This window comes from Maribacter aurantiacus, assembly GCF_005780245.1.
GTDB lineage: Bacteria > Bacteroidota > Bacteroidia > Flavobacteriales > Flavobacteriaceae > Maribacter > Maribacter flavus.
The window spans coordinates 1-17,540 of record NZ_VBUK01000014.1; the positions used below are offsets into that span (position 1 = coordinate 1).

Below are 17,540 nucleotides of genomic sequence, written 5' to 3' on the forward strand. Positions count from 1 at the left end.
CGCCGATGGTACTGCTATACCAAGTGGGAGAGTAGGTAGCCGCCTTCCTCAAAGCCCCCTTACATAACGTAAGGGGGCTTTTTTTTATGTCTGTAAATGATAGTATGATTTTCTTCTAATCTAAAGAAGTCATACTTATAAAATGAATATCGGTTTGGAAAGTATCTTTCAATTCATCAATCCTTAAATAGAACTTCGTTATAATTGGATGTTACCAAGTATTCATTTTTCAGCAAGACTAAATATTCAATAATTTCCTTTCTATAGTCAAATTCGGCCGATAGACAATCCTTGTAATTTTGGTCGTATACTTCAATAGCGATATACCAATTTCCTTTTCTTGTTTCATAGAGGTTGCCCATAACCGGATCCAATTCGGCAGTATGCAAAACCCCATCAATAGCAAGGGGTACCAAATTGACCGTTTTTGTTGGTATTTCTACTTCATAAAATGAAAATAGAAAGTCCTTGTCTTCAATGGTAAAGGGAACATCGAGCCAGACATCTACATCGTTTAAAGAATATTTTATATTGATATAATTGTAAAATTCATTCGCTTGCTTAGGGTCTTCAAAAATATACATTTGTCGTTTTGGAAGTTGTCTTTTAAACTTTTTACCTTTTGAAATCGTGTAATCCTCTATAGATGGAGCGATTCTTATTGGGATACACGAGTTGATTAAAAGCAAGGACATCACCACTAAATATTTTGACATATGCTCTTTTTGAGGGTATTTAGTCCAGTGGCGATTTTATAAAGGCCGTTAGACCTATCTTTTTTGAATCAAAAATTGAGCCAAGTACAGCAAAAAAAACCGCCTCATTTCAAGAACGAGACGGTTCCCTATACTGTTAGGATTTCTAAAACCCAAAATGAGCAATAAAAAATCCCCGCCTGAACGGACGAGCAGGTATTACGGCTTCAAACTACTTCAAATACAAGATGTTTTAGCTGTTTTTTAATTTAACCATAGCCATGCTATGCTAACATCAAGAAAACACCTGTTTTTATTGAATTTGAACCCTCATGACGTAGTCCAGATGCATAATATTTGGGTTAAACCCTTGGCAAATCACCATCGCCCTTTAATGGCAATGCCGATTCCCCCATCAAATATTTGTCGACATGGTGCGCCGCTTGTCTACCTTCTGAAATTGCCCAAACGATGAGGGACTGACCTCTTCGCTGGTCTCCTGCAACAAATATTCCAGGGACATTTGTTTTATAATCGATTTCAGAGGCTTTAATATTGGTTCTGTTGTCCATCTCCAAACCTAGTTGCTCGGCAATCGTGTTCTCAGAACCTGTAAAACCAAGTGCTAGCAATGCCAATTCACATTTCCATTCCCTTTCTGTGCCCTCAACCTCTTTTAATTGCGGTCTTTGTCCGGGTACGGTGACCCATTCTACTTCAGAAGTTATCAACCCTTTTAGGTTGCCTTTTTCATCGCCTATAAACTTTTTGGTCGATATACTAAAAAAACGCTCGGCCCCTTCCTTATGGGAGGAACTGGTCCTCAATCGCATCGGCCAGAATGGCCAAGGTTGGTCCTTGGGTCTATCGGGTGTGCCCATGGGCATAATCTCGAAATTGGAAACCGATTTGGCCCCCTGCCTAAACGAGGTCCCAATACAGTCTGAACCAGTGTCCCCACCACCAATAACGACGACATCCTTATCCGTTGCCAAAATCTCTTCACCCAAATCCTTGATGCCATCAACACGTCTGTTGTTTTGTCCCAAGAAGTCCATGGCCTGCACTACACCTTTTAAATCGGCTCCTTCAATGGGCAACCTTCTTCGTACGGTTGCGCCACCTGTTAGCACAATAGCGTCGAAATCATTTTTTAGGGAACCTGCTTTAATATCCTTACCAACATGCACGCCACATTTGAATTCGATTCCCTCTTCTTTCAATACCTCCAATCTTCGGTCTATTACATGCTTTTCCATTTTGAAATCTGGGATGCCATATCTCAGCAAACCACCCGGTTTTTCATCCCTTTCAAAAACAGTTACCTGATGACCTGCCCTGTTCAATTGCTGTGCAGCAGCCAAACCTGCGGGTCCGGAACCTACAACGGCCACTTTTTTACCTGTTCGCTCCAAAGGAGGCTTTGCTGTAATCCATCCTTTTTTAAATGCGGTCTCAGCAATGTTTTTTTCAATATTTTCAATGGTTACCGGATCTTCATTGATACCCAAAACGCATGCTTCTTCACAAGGTGCCGGGCACAATCTACCTGTAAACTCTGGGAAATTATTGGTGGAGTGTAGTATTTCACTCGCCTTTTCCCACTTACCACGATAAACTGCATCATTAAAATCTGGTATCAAATTTCCCAAAGGGCAACCGCTATGGCAAAACGGGATTCCACAATCCATACATCTGGCACCTTGGTCCTTAACATCTTTTTCCTCCATAGGCAGCGTAAACTCCCTATAGTTTTTGATACGCTCCTCCACAGGAGCATACGATTCTACCTTTCTATCGATTTCCAAAAATCCTGTTATCTTCCCCATTTCCCGATTTTATATTGTTTGTAAATTTTCTTTCTCCAAGCGGATCAATGCCTGTCTATATTCCTCTGGGAACACCTTGATGAATTTAGGTAGATAAGCTTCCCAATTTTCCAAAATACGTTGGGCCAATGGACTCATTGTGGAATTGTAATGGCTTGTAATCAAATCCTTCAATTGTTTGATGTCCTGGTCTTCTTCTACTTTTAAAAGATTGAGACCTTCCCCGCTACATCTGTTTCTAAATGTCTTTTTCTCGTCGAGTACGTATGCGATCCCGCCACTCATACCGGCACCAAAGTTTCTTCCAACTTCTCCCAAAATAACGGCAACTCCGCCGGTCATGTACTCACAACCATGGTCACCAATACCTTCCACAACAGCCTTTGCGCCGGAATTTCTAACGCAGAAACGCTCGCCCGCCTTACCATTGATATAGGCCCTACCGGCAGTAGCGCCATAAAGGGTCACATTCCCTGTGATGACATTTTCTTCCGGAACGATGGTGGAGCCTTCCGGAACCCGTACTACCAACTTCGCCCCCGAAAGCCCTTTTCCTAGATAATCGTTGGTGTTACCATTGACGATCATGGTCAAGCCTCTGGTGGCAAAGGCGCCAAAACTTTGACCTGCAGAACCTGTGAAGTTAAGCTTCAAAGTGTTGATCGGTAAACCTTCCGCACCATAAGTTTTGGATATTTCATTGCTAATAATTGCACCTACGGCCCTGTCCGTATTGCTAATGGGGTAATCCAAGGTCAATTTTTCCTTTCGGAACAAGGACGGATTTGCTTTTTCTATGATGTCGAATTCGATGGAATCGAATACATCGTGCTTTTGTTTTTCCGTATTATAGAATTTGGTTCCTTTTGGCACATCGACCTGATGCAATATAGGGGTCAGATCGATGCCATTGGCCTTGTAATGATCTATGGCCTTTTTTCGGTCTAGCTTATGCACCTGCCCTACCATTTCGTTAATGGTCCTAAAGCCAAGCTGCGCCATAATTTCCCGTAGTTCTTGGGCTATGAAATACATGTAGTTGACCACGTGTTCCGGTTTTCCTTCGAACTTTTTACGCAGTTCCGGATTCTGTGTTGCGATACCAACCGGGCAGGTATTCAAATGGCAAACGCGCATCATGATACAACCCGATGCGACCAAAGGTGCGGTGGCAAAGCCAAATTCCTCCGCCCCCAACAAACAGGCTACGGCAACATCGCGGCCTGTTTTCAACTGTCCGTCACATTCCAAGACAATTCTGTTCCTAAGGTCGTTTAGTACCAATGTCTGTTGTGCTTCGGCAATGCCAAGCTCCCATGGCAACCCGGCATGTTTCAAGGAAGTGAGGGGAGAGGCTCCCGTACCACCATCGAAACCGGATACCAAAATTACATCCGCTTTGGCTTTTGCAACCCCGGCGGCGACCGTTCCAACACCTACTTCCGATACCAATTTTACGTTGATCCTGGCCTTCCTGTTGGCCGATTTCAAATCATATATCAACTGAGACAAATCCTCAATGGAGTAAATATCGTGGTGCGGTGGTGGGGAGATCAGCCCTACATACGGTGTGGAATTTCGGGTTTTGGCAATGGCGGGATTTACCTTCGGCCCAGGTAATTGTCCGCCTTCCCCTGGTTTGGCCCCTTGGGCCATTTTAATCTGGATTTCCTTGGCATTGGTGAGATAGTTGGATGTTACCCCAAATCTGCCCGAAGCAACCTGCTTTATGGCACTGTTACGCCAATCCCCGGTGGCATTTTTGTAAAATCGCTCTTCATCTTCGCCTCCTTCACCGGAGTTACTTTTACCTCCAATTCGGTTCATCGCAATGGCCAAATTCTCATGGGCTTCCTTGCTTATGGAGCCGTAGGACATCGCCCCGGTCTTAAATCTTTTTACGATTTCCGTCCATGGTTCAACTTCGTCCAACGGAATTGGGTCATAGTTTGAAAACTCGAACAGTCCCCTGATCGTCATCAAGTTTTTGGCTTGCTCGTTCACCATTTGTGAGAACTCCTTATACGTTTCAGGTTCGTTGTTTCGGACGGATTTTTGGAGTTTGGCGATTGTCAAAGGGTTGAACATGTGTTTTTCGCCATTTCTCCTCCATCTGTATTCGCCTCCAATTTCCAGGTCCAAATTGGCATCGACTTCCTTGGTGGAGAATGCCTTCTGGTGGCGTTTTGCTACCTCTTTTTCTATTTGGTAAAGACCGATTCCCTGAATCCTTGTAGGCGTATTGGGGAAATATTTATCGACCACTTTTGTGTTGATACCTATACACTCGAAAAGTTGTGAGCCACGGTAGGAGTTCAAGGTAGAGATTCCTATTTTGTTCATGACCTTTAAGATACCTTTTCCAATGGCCTTGTTGTAATTCTTAATGGCCTCCTCAAAGGTAAATTCATGGATATCCTGTTCCTCGATTTGTTCCCCTATGATTTCGTTTACCAAGTATGGATTGATGGCACTCGCCCCAAACCCGAACAACAAGGCAAAGTGATGTACTTCCCTTGGTTCCGCTGATTCTATTATGATGCTAAGTTTTGAACGTTTGCCCAGTTTTTGTAGTCCGCTATTTATATAGGAACAAGCTAACAACGCCGGTATGGGCGCGTTCTCCTTGTTTACATTTCTATCGGATAAAATAATAATATTCGCCCCCTCGTCCGCAGCTTGCGAGGCTTGAGTCAATATGGACTGTAAGGCATCTTCCAAGCCATTATGTCCCTTTTCCACTGGATATAGCATGGAAATGGAAACCACCTTGTAATCCGGACTGGCGTCATAATTCTTGATCTTGTCCAAATCCTCTTTGGAAATAACCGGGTTCTGGATCTTTAACTTCCTGCAATGCAGTTCCGAAAATTCAAAGATATTATGGTCACTGCCTAAGGTTAGACTTATATCAGTAATCAGCTCTTCACGAATACCATCCAAAGGCGGATTGGTTACCTGGGCAAAGAGCTGCTGAAAATAATTGTAGATAAGTTGTGGCCTTTCTGACAACACGGCAATGGGAGTATCGGAACCCATGGACCCAATTGGTTCCTTACCCGTTTTTCCCATGGGAAGTATAATGGTGTTGATATCTTCCAAGGTGTATCCAAAAACCGATTTACGCTTTTCCAAAGAAGCTTCTCCCAAGAACAATGGGCAATCATTATAAGGTATATCCTTTAAATGGACCAGATTTTTGTCCAACCATTTTTTGTACGGATGTTTTTTGGCTATCTCCTCTTTGATTTCCTCGTCATTTACGATACGACCTTCCTCCATGTTCACCAAGAACATTTTTCCGGGCTCCAAACGGCCATGGAATTCCACATTTTCAGGTGCGATTTCAACGACGCCCGTTTCGGAAGACATCACCACATAATCGTCCTTTGTAACGGAGTATCTGGAAGGTCTAAGCCCATTTCTGTCAAGCAATGCGCCAATGTAGTTTCCATCCGTAAAGGGTATGGAGGCAGGGCCGTCCCATGGTTCCATCATACAGGAGTGGTATTCGTAGAATGCCTTTTTCGCTTCGGACATTTCCGTATTTTTTTCCCAAGCTTCTGGAACCAAAATCATCATGACCTCTGGTAATGAGCGTCCTGTCATCAGCAATAACTCAACGACCATATCCATAGTGGCGGAGTCCGATTTGCCCGGTAAAACGATAGGAAGTATGTTTTTAATTTCATCGCCGAACATTTCACTTTCCAGTAGCTCCTGTCTGGAGAACATCCTTGAAACGTTTCCTCTCAAGGTGTTTATCTCTCCATTGTGGCACATATACCTAAATGGTTGTGCCAAATCCCATGTTGGGAATGTGTTGGTAGAAAAGCGTTGGTGTACCAAGGCCAATCTTGTCACGACCCTTGGGTCCATGAGATCGGAATAATAAAGACTGATGTCCATGGGCATCAGAAGCCCCTTAAATATTATAATCTTGGTAGATAGGCTGGGTACGTAGAAAAACTTACTTTCGGAAAGTTTTGATTTTATAATGGCGTGTTCAGTGACCTTTCTGGCTATGAACAATTTCAAATTGAAATTGAAGTAGGATTGTTCCTTGTTCTCCTTTGCTATGAAAACTTGTTTTACAAAAGGTTCGGTTTCGGCAGCAATTCTTCCGGGTACTGAACGGTTTACCGGAACGTTTCTCCAGCCTAGTAATTTAAGCCCTTGTTTCTTTATGTTTTCCTCGAATACTTGAATGCAATACTCCCGCTGATTCTGTTTTTGTGGGAAAAACACGTTGCCAACAGCATACTCACCTTGTTCTGGAAGTTCAAAAGTGCAAACCTCCTTGAAGAAGACATGGGGTATATCTATCAATATACCTGCACCATCCCCTGTTTTGCCATCTGCACTTACAGCACCTCTATGCTCCAGCCGTTCCAGAATTTCAAGTGCCTTATGAATAATATCATTGGATTTTTTTCCTTTAAGGCTACAAATAAAACCGGCACCACAGTTGTCGTGCTCAAATTCTGGCAGATAAAGTCCTTGCTTCTTCAATCTCATAATTTATCGTATTTCTTCAAAAATATTATTTTATTTAAATTATAATCAGTGAATAAAAGGTAATCAAGTAAAATATTTAACGTTTTTAAATAAAGCTTAAAATATCTTTAAATCATAATTTTTGAGTAGGTCAAATTATCATATTGATAAATGTATGATAATATTAAGTAAGCCCATTGACTATATTGGGGGTCGTGGTCTTGAAATGAAGGTATATCACAATTTGACCCCTACTTATGTTATGGGTAACAGGTATGGGATTTGTTTTTTTTGCTAGCACCCTAATTTCTATAGGGTGTTACTAACTTGAAAAAGGTTTATTTTAAGATGGACCGTGAAATAACGATTTTTTGGATCTCAGATGTGCCCTCATAAATTTGTGTAATTTTGGCGTCACGCATTAGTCTCTCCACATGATAATCCTTAACAAATCCATTTCCTCCGTGAATCTGTACGGCTTCAACGGTGGTCTCCATGGCTACCTGTGAGGCATATAATTTGGCCATGGCACCCGAAAGGTCATAGTTCGCTCCATTGTCCTTTTCCTTTGCTGCTTGATAAACCAGCAATCTTGCCGCTTGTATTTGGGTATGCATATCCGCAAGTTTAAAGGCAATGGCTTGGTGATTGCTGATCTCTGTTCCAAACGCCTTTCTTTCCTTTGAATATTTCAAGGCCAATTCATACGCACCTGCGGCAATGCCTAAAGCTTGGGCGGCAATCCCTATTCTTCCCCCCGCCAAGGTTTTCATGGCAAATTTAAACCCGAATCCGTCCTCACCGATCCTATTTTCCTTTGGCACCTTTACATCATTAAAAAGTAAGGAATGTGTGTCGCTACCACGGATACCCAATTTGTTTTCCTTGGGGCCGATTTCAAAACCTTCCATTCCCTTTTCTACAATGAGCGCATTGATTCCCCGATGCTTTTTATCCTTATCCGTTTGGGCGATGACCAAATATACGCCTGCCGTTCCACCGTTGGTAATCCAATTCTTGGTACCGTTTAAAAGATAATGGTCTCCTTTATCAATGGCCGTGGTTTTCTGGGATGTGGCATCACTGCCCGCTTCGGGTTCGGATAAACAGAACGCCCCAATGATTTCCCCCGTTGCCAGTTTATGCAGATATTTTTCCTTTTGTTCCTCGGTCCCATAGGTTTCAAGACCCCAACAGACCAATGAATTGTTTACAGATACGATTACAGAGGAGGAGGCATCGACTTTGGATAGTTCCTCCATCACCAGTACATACGAGAGGGTATCCAATCCACTTCCTCCGTATTTTGGATCCACCATCATTCCCAAAAAGCCCAATTCTCCCATTTTTCTGACTTCCTCTTTCGGAAATTTTTGTTGCTCGTCCCTTTCGATAACTCCTGGAAGCAATTCGTTTTGTGCAAAATCACGCGCCGCTTGTTTAATCAGCTCCTGTTCTTCGGTAAGTTTAAAATCCATCGTACTTTTTTAAAAAGGTATATCAACAAATATAAGCCTATACCATTTAATTATTTAATCTGATATTGAATCAGTTCAATTCTTTGTTACGATATCTACCGACTTAATTCTACCGAGAGACATAATTTTGTTAAAAAATGCGATGTAATGGATTGACTTTCAAATGCCTTTAGGATAATCTATTTTTGGCTATGGTAGGATTGACAATTTTGGATATCTTTAGGGAATTTCAAAATTTATAATTCAGACTTATATTTGATACCTTACATAGGAGGAAACTAAAAACCAACAGCGCATGGAAACCATTATTATCATTGTTTTTTTAGCGGGATATCTCGCGATTACCCTGGAACATAATTTAAAAATCGATAAGCTGATTCCAGCTTTGGCCATGATGGCCATATTGTGGGCGCTCATCGCCTTGAACCATATGCCCGTTTTTGAAGTGAATGCGGAGCTAAGGGAATTGGAGCCGACACACTTGGATGAGATTTTGCTCCACCATTTAGGCAAGACGGCGGAAATTTTAGTTTTTCTTTTAGGAGCCATGACCATTGTTGAGATTATCGATTATTTTGACGGTTTTGCCACCATCAAAGGATACATTAGGACTAGGAGCAAAAGAAGGTTATTATGGTTGTTTTCTATTTTGGCCTTTATTCTATCTGCCATCATTGATAACCTTACCGCAACGATTGTACTGATTACCATTTTGCAAAAGGTCATCAACGATAGGAATACCAGACTTTGGTTTGCGGGTATGATAATCATCGCCGCCAATGCAGGGGGTGCGTGGTCCCCAATAGGTGATGTAACAACCACAATGTTATGGATAGCCAACAAGGTATCTGCTGGGCAGTTGGTAATACATGTATTGATTCCTTCCATAATTTGTATGGTAGTCCCCACACTTATCGCGGGAACAAATAGTGCTTTTAAAGGAAATATAGAAGGTAGTTTTGAAGAAGAGACGCCAAAATCGAAGTATGGTTCTACAATGTTGTATTTAGGTCTTGGAGCCATAGTTTTTGTACCCTTTTTCAAGACTATTACACATCTACCGCCATACGTTGGTATGATGCTTTCCTTGGCCGTGGTTGCGACGTTCGCAGAGATTTATAGTAACAAAAAATTTAGTATTACTTCTTTAGATGGGGAACACAGCGATACACAAGGACACCATAGCCCCGTGCATCACTCCTTATCAAAAATAGAATTGCCCAGTATTTTATTCTTCTTGGGAATCCTTTTGGCCGTTGCCGCCTTGGAATCCCTGGGAATGCTTTTCCATTATGCCGAAAGTTTGAATCAGGCTATTCCCAATACGGATATCGTGGTGATGTTGTTTGGTGTGGGATCTGCAGTAATTGATAATGTGCCTTTGGTTGCCGCTAGTATGGGAATGTTCGGGGAATCTATGGATAATCCTCTTTGGCATTTTATCGCATATTCTGCTGGTACAGGCGGAAGTATGTTAATAATTGGTTCTGCGGCAGGGGTTGTTGCCATGGGCATGGAAAAAATCGACTTTTTCTGGTATTTGAAAAAAATAGCATGGCTTGCTTTTGTTGGGTTTATCGCAGGTGCCGGAGTGTTCATTTTATTAAGAGATTTTGTCCTGCACGGATAATTTAATCTGCAATTCACCGTTATAATGGCAAATTTCATTTATAGAATACTATGTTGTTAATACAAGATTTGTCACAAGATCCGGCTATGGGCGAAGTGATTTCCGAAGAGAAAACACTTTCCGTAATGGACTTGGTTTTTAATGGCGGTACGGGTAGCGTCGTTATCATTACCGTATTGTTTTTGATGTTGGGCGTGGCCCTTTACATTTACTTTGAACGGCTTTTGGCCGTCAATGCCGCTTCCAAAATCGATAAGAATTTCATGAACCAAATACGGGATCATGTCACTTCCGGAAAATTGGAGGCTGCCAAAATTCTATGCGCCCAAACGGATTCTCCAGTGGCTAGATTGACCGAAAAAGGTATTTCCAGAATTGGAAAACCATTGGACGATATCAACACCGCAATTGAAAATGCGGGGACCCTTGAAGTCTATAAACTGGAAAAGAACGTGAGCGTTCTTGCTACCGTTGCCGGGGCGGCACCCATGATCGGATTCTTGGGAACTGTAATCGGTATGATCTTGGCTTTCCATGAAATGGCCAGTAGTGGTGGTCAAGCGGAAATGGGCTCTTTGGCTTCCGGTATCTACACCGCAATGACTACAACGGTTGCGGGTCTAATCGTGGGTATCATCGCCTATATGGGGTATAACCATTTGGTGAACAGAACGGATAAGGTTGTCCATAAAATGGAGGCCAATGCCGTAGAGTTTCTGGATCTTTTGAACGAACCACTTTAATATTTCAATATGAAATTAAAAGGAAGGAATAAAGTTAGTCCAGACTTTAGCATGTCGTCCATGACGGATATCGTATTTTTATTATTGATTTTCTTCATGTTAACGGCCAATTCACCAAATGCACTGGATTTATTGTTACCAAAGGCAAAAGGAAAGTCCACCAATACACAAAATGTATCCGTGAGTATTGATAAGAACTTACAGTACTTTGTCAACAACCAGAGAATTAACGGAGAGTACATTGAAATTGAATTAAAAAAAGCACTGGAAGGCCAAGAAAAGCCTACGATTATCCTAAGGGCAGAAGAGAGCGTTGCCATAAAAGAGGCGGTAAACGTAATGGATATTGCCAATAGGAATAATTACAAGGTCATTTTGGCGGTGCGGCCTAACTAATGGCATTTTTAGACACGAGACACAAGAAAAAATCCCTAACACTAACGACCTTGCTTTTGAGCATTCTGTTGTTGGTGCTCTTCTATATTGGTCTGACCTATATGGATCCACCGATTGAAACCGGAATATCCGTGAATTTTGGTACGACCGATTTTGGTAGCGGAAGGGTACAACCTAAGGAGCGCGTACGTTCGGAACCTTTGGAAACCCCTCCGGTAGAACCTACAAAACAAGAAGTATCGGAAGCTATTGAAAAGGTTCCGGAAAAAGTACAGGAAGAACAGGTCAAGGAGGCCCCATCAGAAAAAGTGCTTACCCAAGAGGATGAGGAATCTATCAGGATAAAGCAGGCCCAAGAGGCCAAGAGAAAGGCAGATGCCGCTGCAGCGGAACAAAAACGAAAGGCCGAGGCCGCCGAACAAAAAGCAAAGGCCGAAGCGGAACGAATTGCACAACAAAAACGGGAAGCCGAAGAACAAGCCAGGCAGGAACAGGAGGCCAAAAAACGTAAGTTGGACGAACTTATGGGCGGACTAAATAAATCTGACGGAACGGCTTCCGGGAGTGAGGGCGATGACAACAGGGCCGGTGATAAAGGCAGCCCAGACGGTGATCCTTATGCTACTAGTTACTATGGTAGCCCAGGTTCGGGTAGCGGAACAGGAGGGTACGGCTTAAACGGTAGGTCTTTGGTAAGTAAGGGAAAAGTACCTCAAGAATGCAATGAATCAGGTCGAGTGGTAGTGCAAATTTGGGTTGATAAGAATGGAAATGTAATTAGGGCAGAACCAGGTGTGAAGGGTACAACGAATACAGCAAAGTGTCTTTTGGAACCTGCCAGAAAAACGGCCTTTATGCACAAATGGAACCTTGATTCCAATGCCCCAAGTCAACAAGTCGGATTTGTAGTAGTGAACTTTAAATTAGGGGAGTGACCTATCAGCAGACCTTGGATTGGATGTTCGCACAACTTCCAATGTACCAGCAAAAGGGCAAGATTGCGTTCAACACAAAATTGGATGGAATCCTAGAATTTTCAGAATATCTAGGGAATCCACACAAAACCTTTAAAAGTATCCATGTAGCGGGAACCAATGGTAAAGGGTCGAGCAGCCATATGCTCGCGTCCATTCTACAGGAAGCAGGATACAAGGTGGGTCTTTATACATCGCCCCATCTTAAGGATTTCAGAGAACGTATCAGGATCAATGGAAAACCGGTCAAAAAAGGCTTCGTAACAAAATTTATTTCCGAAAATCGGGATTTTTTTGATAACCGACACCTATCCTTTTTTGAGATGACTGTAGGTATGGCATTTCGGTATTTTTCGGAACAACAGGTGGATATTGCCGTGGTTGAAGTAGGACTGGGAGGAAGATTGGATTCTACAAATATCATCACACCTGAAATTTCCTTGATAACGAATATCGGCTTTGACCATATGGACATGCTAGGGGATACTCTTCCTAAAATCGCTTTTGAGAAAGCAGGAATCATCAAGACAAATGTTCCTGTGGTCGTTAGTGAATATCACGATGAAACCGCACCTGTGTTTAGTCAAATAGCTAAAGAAAGGAATGCCAAATTGATATTTGCGGAAAAGGAAATTTCTGAAACGTACCAGACATCGTTAAAAGGAAAATATCAAACTAAGAACATCAAAGGTGTTTTGGCTGTCATTGCGGCGTTGCCAAATTTTAACGTTCAAAAGGAAAATATTGCGAAAGGATTACACAAGGTTATCGAAAATACGGGCCTGATGGGTCGCTGGCAACAATTGGGACAAGCGCCAAAGATTATATGCGATACGGCACATAACAAGGAAGGATTGCAGTTGGTATTGGATCAGCTAATGGAAGAGGTTTATGAAACATTGCACATAGTCCTAGGTTTTGTAAAGGAAAAGGATTTAAATTCGATACTCCCCATGTTTCCAGTCCATGCCGTCTATTACTTTTGCCAACCGAATATTTCCAGAGGTCTCTCTGCCAATTTACTAAAGGAAATGGCCGAAGACTATAATTTACATGGGGCTGTTTTTGATACCGTTTCAAAAGCATATAATGCAGCAAAACAAGCTGCTACAAAATCCGATTTTATTTTTGTGGGAGGCAGTACTTTTGTAGTGGCAGAAGTTGTTTAAATTTTTTATTTTTTTCTTTTGGAGTAAATAAAACTATTCTATATTTGCACTCCTTTTAGGGCTCTTAGCTCAGTTGGTTCAGAGCACCTGCCTTACAAGCAGGGGGTCACTGGTTCGAATCCAGTAGGGCCCACGGATTAAAAAAAAACCCGTACTTAATATTGTACGGGTTTTTTGTTTCTACTTGTAAAAAGAGTTACTTCTACTTGATTTTACTAGAAAATTATTTCCATTTCGGGGTTTTTCACTTTGAATTCCTGAATTATTTCTTTGTCCGCCGCTGTATTCCAAAGATAAATGCGTCTTAGGCTTGAAATTTTGGACAGGTCCTCCAAACATTTTTCCGAAACATTGGTCTCATATAGATTGATACTCTCCAAGTGCTTTAGAGTCGAAAGCGGTTTTATTCCTGTATCGGTGAGGGAGGTCTTTTCCAACTGAAGCCGGGTAAGATTGGGGAATTTTGATATGTAATTTACTTGGCTATCGGAAATATTACTTTTGGCGAACGATAGCCATGTAATATGATCGGACACTTCCAACAATGATTTTAATTTTTCTTCTGTTAGTTCTTGGTCGTTGTATTTGATATCCAATAGGTAATTTTCTTGTCCCAATTTTTTGACCGAAAAACCTTGATCAATGAGTTTATCAATTACAAGGGAATCCACCGGTTCTATTTTTACCATTTCGTACCAAGGTTTTGGGGTGGTATCGATTCCATAATTTTTAGACAATATCGATTTTATGGGACCTATGGCGTTTCCTTCCTCAACTTTCATTGTCAAATCAGCCCCATTGGTAATCCACCAATCCAATAATTGAATTTCGGTATAAGTAAGGGGCTCCCCTACGGGAGGCATATATTTTTGACTTTTTGGGGATAGGGTAACCCTTTTAAAAAGTTCACTTTCGGTAGGGATACGGGCTATTAAAGTTGGACCACTTTCACCGCCCTTGAACAGTGAATCCGGGTGTTCCATATTTAAGTGTCCCCTTTGGATCTCGGCATTGTGGCATGCCCAACATTTTTCCTGTAAAATAGGTGCTATCAAATATTCGTAAACCACTATGGAATCCCGGTTTGAAAAATCGGTTTTACCAAATTCCTTTTCGGCAAACTTGTTTTTGATAAAGGCAGGTGCATATTCCAAAAGGTAGTCCGGTCCGTGGGTCAACGTTCCCCCCAAGTGTCCCTCTATAAAAATCACCAATAGGACGAGGATATTTATGGTGTTCTGAATTCCAGGGGCATAGCGTTTCCAATTTTTTTTAAGCCAGCAGCCTATAAAACCCATAAACACCAAGGAGACTCCAAGCCAGCGATGAAAAAACAGATCGTCCTCCAGATATAATCCCGTATCGCCCAACCACCATCCGGAAATGATGGATGCCAAGCCGCCAAGGCTGCCCAATAACCAAGCATAGGCTATTAATTGACCTATTTTTCTTCCTCTGATATGTTGATACCATTCCAGTAAGATAGCCAGCAAAAGAAACCCGATCGGCAAGTGGACCAAAACAGGATGAAACCGACCCAAAAAATAGGTAAAGTCTGTAAACAGGAACAATGTCATTTTAAAGGTCGGGATTTAAACCCGATGGAGTTTGATGGGATACGTCTTTCCCGAAGCCCACTGCGGAACATAAAGGTTACCATCCGCATCGACCAAGACGTCATGGGGGTTTCTAAAAGTGCTACCGTCGTACTGAGGTTCTACCAGAATGTTGTTTACATATTCTGGAGCGCTTCCGCCAGGTAGGGAAACTACTTTATTGTTTGCATCCAGTACCGCCAACATACCGTCCCAAGTGTCCCATGTTTTGGTTACGATCACCGCGAAATAGAGATGATTATCATTAATGACAGGTCTACAAATGGAGCACCCTGGCAACTTAATGGTTTCCAAATGTTTGCCATCCAGAGAGAACCTTTTGAATTCCTGACTCGCCCTGGACGTAATCAAAAGCGTTGGGTTGGAGGCGTCCCTTGTATCAAGGGTAATTCCGTGGCAACAGTTAAATTCGCCCGGCCCATTACCGCTTCCCCCAAAATGGTTTAAGTACTCGCCTTTTTCGTTGTAATGGATGATGTAGTTTTCCCCATAGCCATCGGCCACGTAGAAATCCCCATTGGGTAAAATGGCCGTTTCCGTAGGTTTGAACTGTTCATCACTTTGATATCCTGAAACTTCCCTAGGTCGCTTCAGGGTCAATATAATCCTGCCATTCAAGGTTGTTTTATGGACTTTATGGGTTTCCGGATCTGTAATGAGTAGAAATTGGTCGCTTCCCTCTCCCATGATGGAAAGTCCGTGTGCCCCGGGAAATTCCCTGCCCCAAGATGTCAATACCTTACCAGCCGTGTCATAAACGATGATGTTATCATTGATTGCACCGGTAGTCGTCATCAATATTCTTCCCTGGCTGTCCATTACCATTTCATGGCAATCATTTACAGGTATTTTGGAAGGGTCTTGAACTCCCCATTCCTTATCCACTTTGTATATAAAATCACCATGTCCAACAATACCGTCCATATATTTTTTGGATTTTAGAATACCGAAAGTTTCCTTTGGTACGATCATGCTTGCCGTAGTAGCGGCAAGCGTATTTTTTATAAATATTCGTCTCTTATTTTTCATATACCGATATATTTTAGGCCAAAATTTCCTTTACAACCTCTCCATGTACATCCGTAAGGCGATATCTTCTTCCTTGGAATTTAAACGTTAGGCGTTCATGATCTATACCCAGTAAATGCATTACTGTAGCCTGAAAGTCATGGATGTGAACGGGCCGTTGTGTAATATTGAACCCAAATTCGTCCGTGGCACCTAGGGTCATTCCTCCCTTTATTCCAGCACCTGCCATAAAAATCGTAAAGCATTTACCATGATGGTCCCTGCCAAAATTCGTCGCCGTTAATTGGCCTTGGGAGTAATTGGTCCGGCCAAACTCTCCGCCCCAAATGACCAAGGTGTCTTCAAGCATCCCCCTTTGTTTAAGGTCTGTTATAAGGGCGGCCGTTGCTTGGTCCGTATCCTTGCACTGTCTCTTTAGGGCACTGGGCAAATTTCCGTGTTGGTCCCATCCTTGGTGATATAATTGTATGAATTTCACGTCTCTTTCGGCCAACCTTCTTGCCAATAAGGCGTTAGCTGCAAAAGTTCCTGGTACTTTACTGTCCTCGCCGTACATGTCATAGATATATTCAGGCTCGTCTGAAGTATCCATAATTTCAGGTACGGAGGTTTGCATTCTAAAGGCCATTTCATATTGTGCCATTCGTGCCATTATTTCCGGGTCCCCAATATCCTTTTGGTTCAATTGTTCCAACTTTTGTAGGTAATCCAATTGCTCCCTTCTTCCTTGGGAATCCACACCTGGTGGATTAGTTAAGTAAAGCACTGGATCTTTTCCTGCCCTAAATTGTACACCCTGGTGCTGTGAAGGCAGGAATCCATTACCCCATAATCTGGAATATAACGGTTGTCCCCCCGTTTTTCCTTTGGTCACGAGTACTACAAATTCTGGAAGGTTTTTGTTGTCTGTACCAAGACCATAACTAAGCCATGAACCCATGGAGGGCCTACCCGGTAATTGGGAACCTGTTTGCATAAAGGTAATGGCGGGATCGTGATTGATGGCTTCCGTATACATGGATTTGATAAAGCATAGATCATCCACTATCTTGGAAGTATGCGGCATTAAGTCTGTCATCCAAGCCCCACTGTCCCCAAATTGATTGAAAGTAGATAAGGTTCCCGCCAAGGGCAGGGAGGCCTGGCCGGAGGTCATCCCCGTTAATCGCTGTCCGCCATGCACGCTTTCAGGTAAATCCTGACCTTGCATCTTGTTCAACAGGGGTTTGTAATCAAACAGGTCCAACTGTGACGGGGCACCACTCTGAAAAAGATAAATGATTCGTTTGGCCTTTGGCGCAAAATGTGGTTGACCCAAAACCCCTCCGCCATTTGCGAAATCTCTTTGGACTGTTTTTGGGGTATTTCCAAAAAGCAATGAGGAGTCCATTAGGGAACCAAGGCTAAGTGCTCCCATGCCCAAAGATGTCTTGATCAAAAAATCCCTTCGTGTATAATTTTTATTATGGTTGTTGCACATAACT

General features: G+C 42.4%; 12 protein-coding genes and 1 tRNA gene. 6 read left to right on the plus strand and 7 right to left on the minus strand.

Annotated elements, in window-relative coordinates:
* Nucleotides 1-176: 176 nt before the first annotated feature.
* From FEK29_RS16690 to FEK29_RS16705, 4 genes are all read right to left on the minus strand, one after another.
* Nucleotides 177-716: a hypothetical protein gene (locus FEK29_RS16690; RefSeq protein WP_138259579.1), complete on the minus strand. Its 540-nt coding sequence runs from the start codon at nucleotides 714-716 to the stop codon at nucleotides 177-179.
* A 341-nt stretch (nucleotides 717-1,057) separates the two neighbouring features.
* A complete protein-coding gene (locus tag FEK29_RS16695; RefSeq protein WP_138259580.1) occupies nucleotides 1,058-2,524 on the minus strand; it encodes a glutamate synthase subunit beta in 1,467 nt (488 codons plus the stop codon).
* 9 nt (nucleotides 2,525-2,533) lie between these two features.
* Nucleotides 2,534-7,042 (minus strand): glutamate synthase large subunit, encoded by a 4,509-nt coding sequence (gltB, locus tag FEK29_RS16700; RefSeq protein ID WP_138259581.1) that lies wholly within the window; start codon nucleotides 7,040-7,042, stop codon nucleotides 2,534-2,536.
* A gap of 317 nt (nucleotides 7,043-7,359) precedes the next feature.
* Entirely contained in the window at nucleotides 7,360-8,499 is a 1,140-nt protein-coding gene (locus FEK29_RS16705) for an acyl-CoA dehydrogenase (RefSeq protein ID WP_138259582.1), read from the minus strand.
* A gap of 295 nt (nucleotides 8,500-8,794) precedes the next feature.
* On the opposite strand from FEK29_RS16705, the gene nhaD reads away from it, so the two are divergent.
* The 6 genes from nhaD (at nucleotide 8,795) to FEK29_RS16735 (ending at nucleotide 13,544) form a co-directional block, all read left to right on the plus strand.
* The gene (gene nhaD / locus FEK29_RS16710) at nucleotides 8,795-10,129 is read left to right on the plus strand and encodes a sodium:proton antiporter NhaD (protein WP_138259583.1); all 1,335 of its coding nucleotides are present in this window, start codon (nucleotides 8,795-8,797) and stop codon (nucleotides 10,127-10,129) included.
* A 50-nt stretch (nucleotides 10,130-10,179) separates the two neighbouring features.
* Nucleotides 10,180-10,872: a MotA/TolQ/ExbB proton channel family protein gene (locus tag FEK29_RS16715; RefSeq protein ID WP_138259584.1), complete on the plus strand. Its 693-nt coding sequence runs from the start codon at nucleotides 10,180-10,182 to the stop codon at nucleotides 10,870-10,872.
* Nucleotides 10,873-10,881: 9 nt separating this feature from the next.
* Entirely contained in the window at nucleotides 10,882-11,268 is a 387-nt protein-coding gene (locus FEK29_RS16720; protein ID WP_094997637.1) for an ExbD/TolR family protein, read from the plus strand.
* Nucleotides 11,268-12,203 carry a cell envelope integrity protein TolA gene (locus tag FEK29_RS16725; RefSeq protein ID WP_138259585.1) on the plus strand — a complete coding sequence of 312 codons (936 nt, stop codon included), beginning with the start codon at nucleotides 11,268-11,270 and terminating at the stop codon, nucleotides 12,201-12,203. Before FEK29_RS16720 ends, FEK29_RS16725 begins: the two co-directional genes overlap by 1 nt.
* Nucleotides 12,200-13,411 carry a bifunctional folylpolyglutamate synthase/dihydrofolate synthase gene (locus tag FEK29_RS16730; protein ID WP_138259586.1) on the plus strand — a complete coding sequence of 404 codons (1,212 nt, stop codon included), beginning with the start codon at nucleotides 12,200-12,202 and terminating at the stop codon, nucleotides 13,409-13,411. The genes FEK29_RS16725 and FEK29_RS16730 overlap by 4 nt, the downstream gene beginning before the upstream one ends.
* 58 nt (nucleotides 13,412-13,469) lie before the next feature.
* Nucleotides 13,470-13,544 (plus strand) — tRNA-Val (locus FEK29_RS16735).
* 82 nt (nucleotides 13,545-13,626) lie between these two features.
* On the opposite strand, the gene FEK29_RS16740 is transcribed toward FEK29_RS16735, so the two are convergent.
* From FEK29_RS16740 to FEK29_RS16750, 3 genes are read right to left on the minus strand one after another with little or no spacing between them, the layout of a single operon-like run.
* Complete coding sequence (locus FEK29_RS16740) at nucleotides 13,627-14,988, minus strand: c-type cytochrome domain-containing protein (RefSeq protein WP_138259587.1); 1,362 nt, start codon at nucleotides 14,986-14,988, stop codon at nucleotides 13,627-13,629.
* A 15-nt stretch (nucleotides 14,989-15,003) separates the two neighbouring features.
* Nucleotides 15,004-16,056, minus strand: coding sequence for a 6-bladed beta-propeller (locus FEK29_RS16745; protein ID WP_138259588.1), 1,053 nt, complete (start codon nucleotides 16,054-16,056; stop codon nucleotides 15,004-15,006).
* 13 nt (nucleotides 16,057-16,069) lie between these two features.
* Nucleotides 16,070-17,536 carry a DUF1501 domain-containing protein gene (locus FEK29_RS16750; RefSeq protein ID WP_162850223.1) on the minus strand — a complete coding sequence of 489 codons (1,467 nt, stop codon included), beginning with the start codon at nucleotides 17,534-17,536 and terminating at the stop codon, nucleotides 16,070-16,072.
* Between the last annotated feature and the right edge of the window lie 4 nt (nucleotides 17,537-17,540).

What these genes read in the sequence shown, in the direction of transcription:
- FEK29_RS16690 (WP_138259579.1), bottom strand. Translation starts at nt 716, where the DNA reads ATGTCAAAATATTTAGTGGTGATGTCCTTGCTTTTAATCAACTCGTGT.
- FEK29_RS16695 (WP_138259580.1), bottom strand. Translation starts at nt 2,524, where the DNA reads ATGGGGAAGATAACAGGATTTTTGGAAATCGATAGAAAGGTAGAATCG.
- gltB (WP_138259581.1), bottom strand. Translation starts at nt 7,042, where the DNA reads ATGAGATTGAAGAAGCAAGGACTTTATCTGCCAGAATTTGAGCACGAC.
- FEK29_RS16705 (WP_138259582.1), bottom strand. Translation starts at nt 8,499, where the DNA reads ATGGATTTTAAACTTACCGAAGAACAGGAGCTGATTAAACAAGCGGCG.
- nhaD (WP_138259583.1), top strand. Translation starts at nt 8,795, where the DNA reads ATGGAAACCATTATTATCATTGTTTTTTTAGCGGGATATCTCGCGATT.
- FEK29_RS16715 (WP_138259584.1), top strand. Translation starts at nt 10,180, where the DNA reads ATGTTGTTAATACAAGATTTGTCACAAGATCCGGCTATGGGCGAAGTG.
- FEK29_RS16720 (WP_094997637.1), top strand. Translation starts at nt 10,882, where the DNA reads ATGAAATTAAAAGGAAGGAATAAAGTTAGTCCAGACTTTAGCATGTCG.
- FEK29_RS16725 (WP_138259585.1), top strand. Translation starts at nt 11,268, where the DNA reads ATGGCATTTTTAGACACGAGACACAAGAAAAAATCCCTAACACTAACG.
- FEK29_RS16740 (WP_138259587.1), bottom strand. Translation starts at nt 14,988, where the DNA reads ATGACATTGTTCCTGTTTACAGACTTTACCTATTTTTTGGGTCGGTTT.
- FEK29_RS16745 (WP_138259588.1), bottom strand. Translation starts at nt 16,056, where the DNA reads ATGAAAAATAAGAGACGAATATTTATAAAAAATACGCTTGCCGCTACT.
- FEK29_RS16750 (WP_162850223.1), bottom strand. Translation starts at nt 17,536, where the DNA reads ATGTGCAACAACCATAATAAAAATTATACACGAAGGGATTTTTTGATC.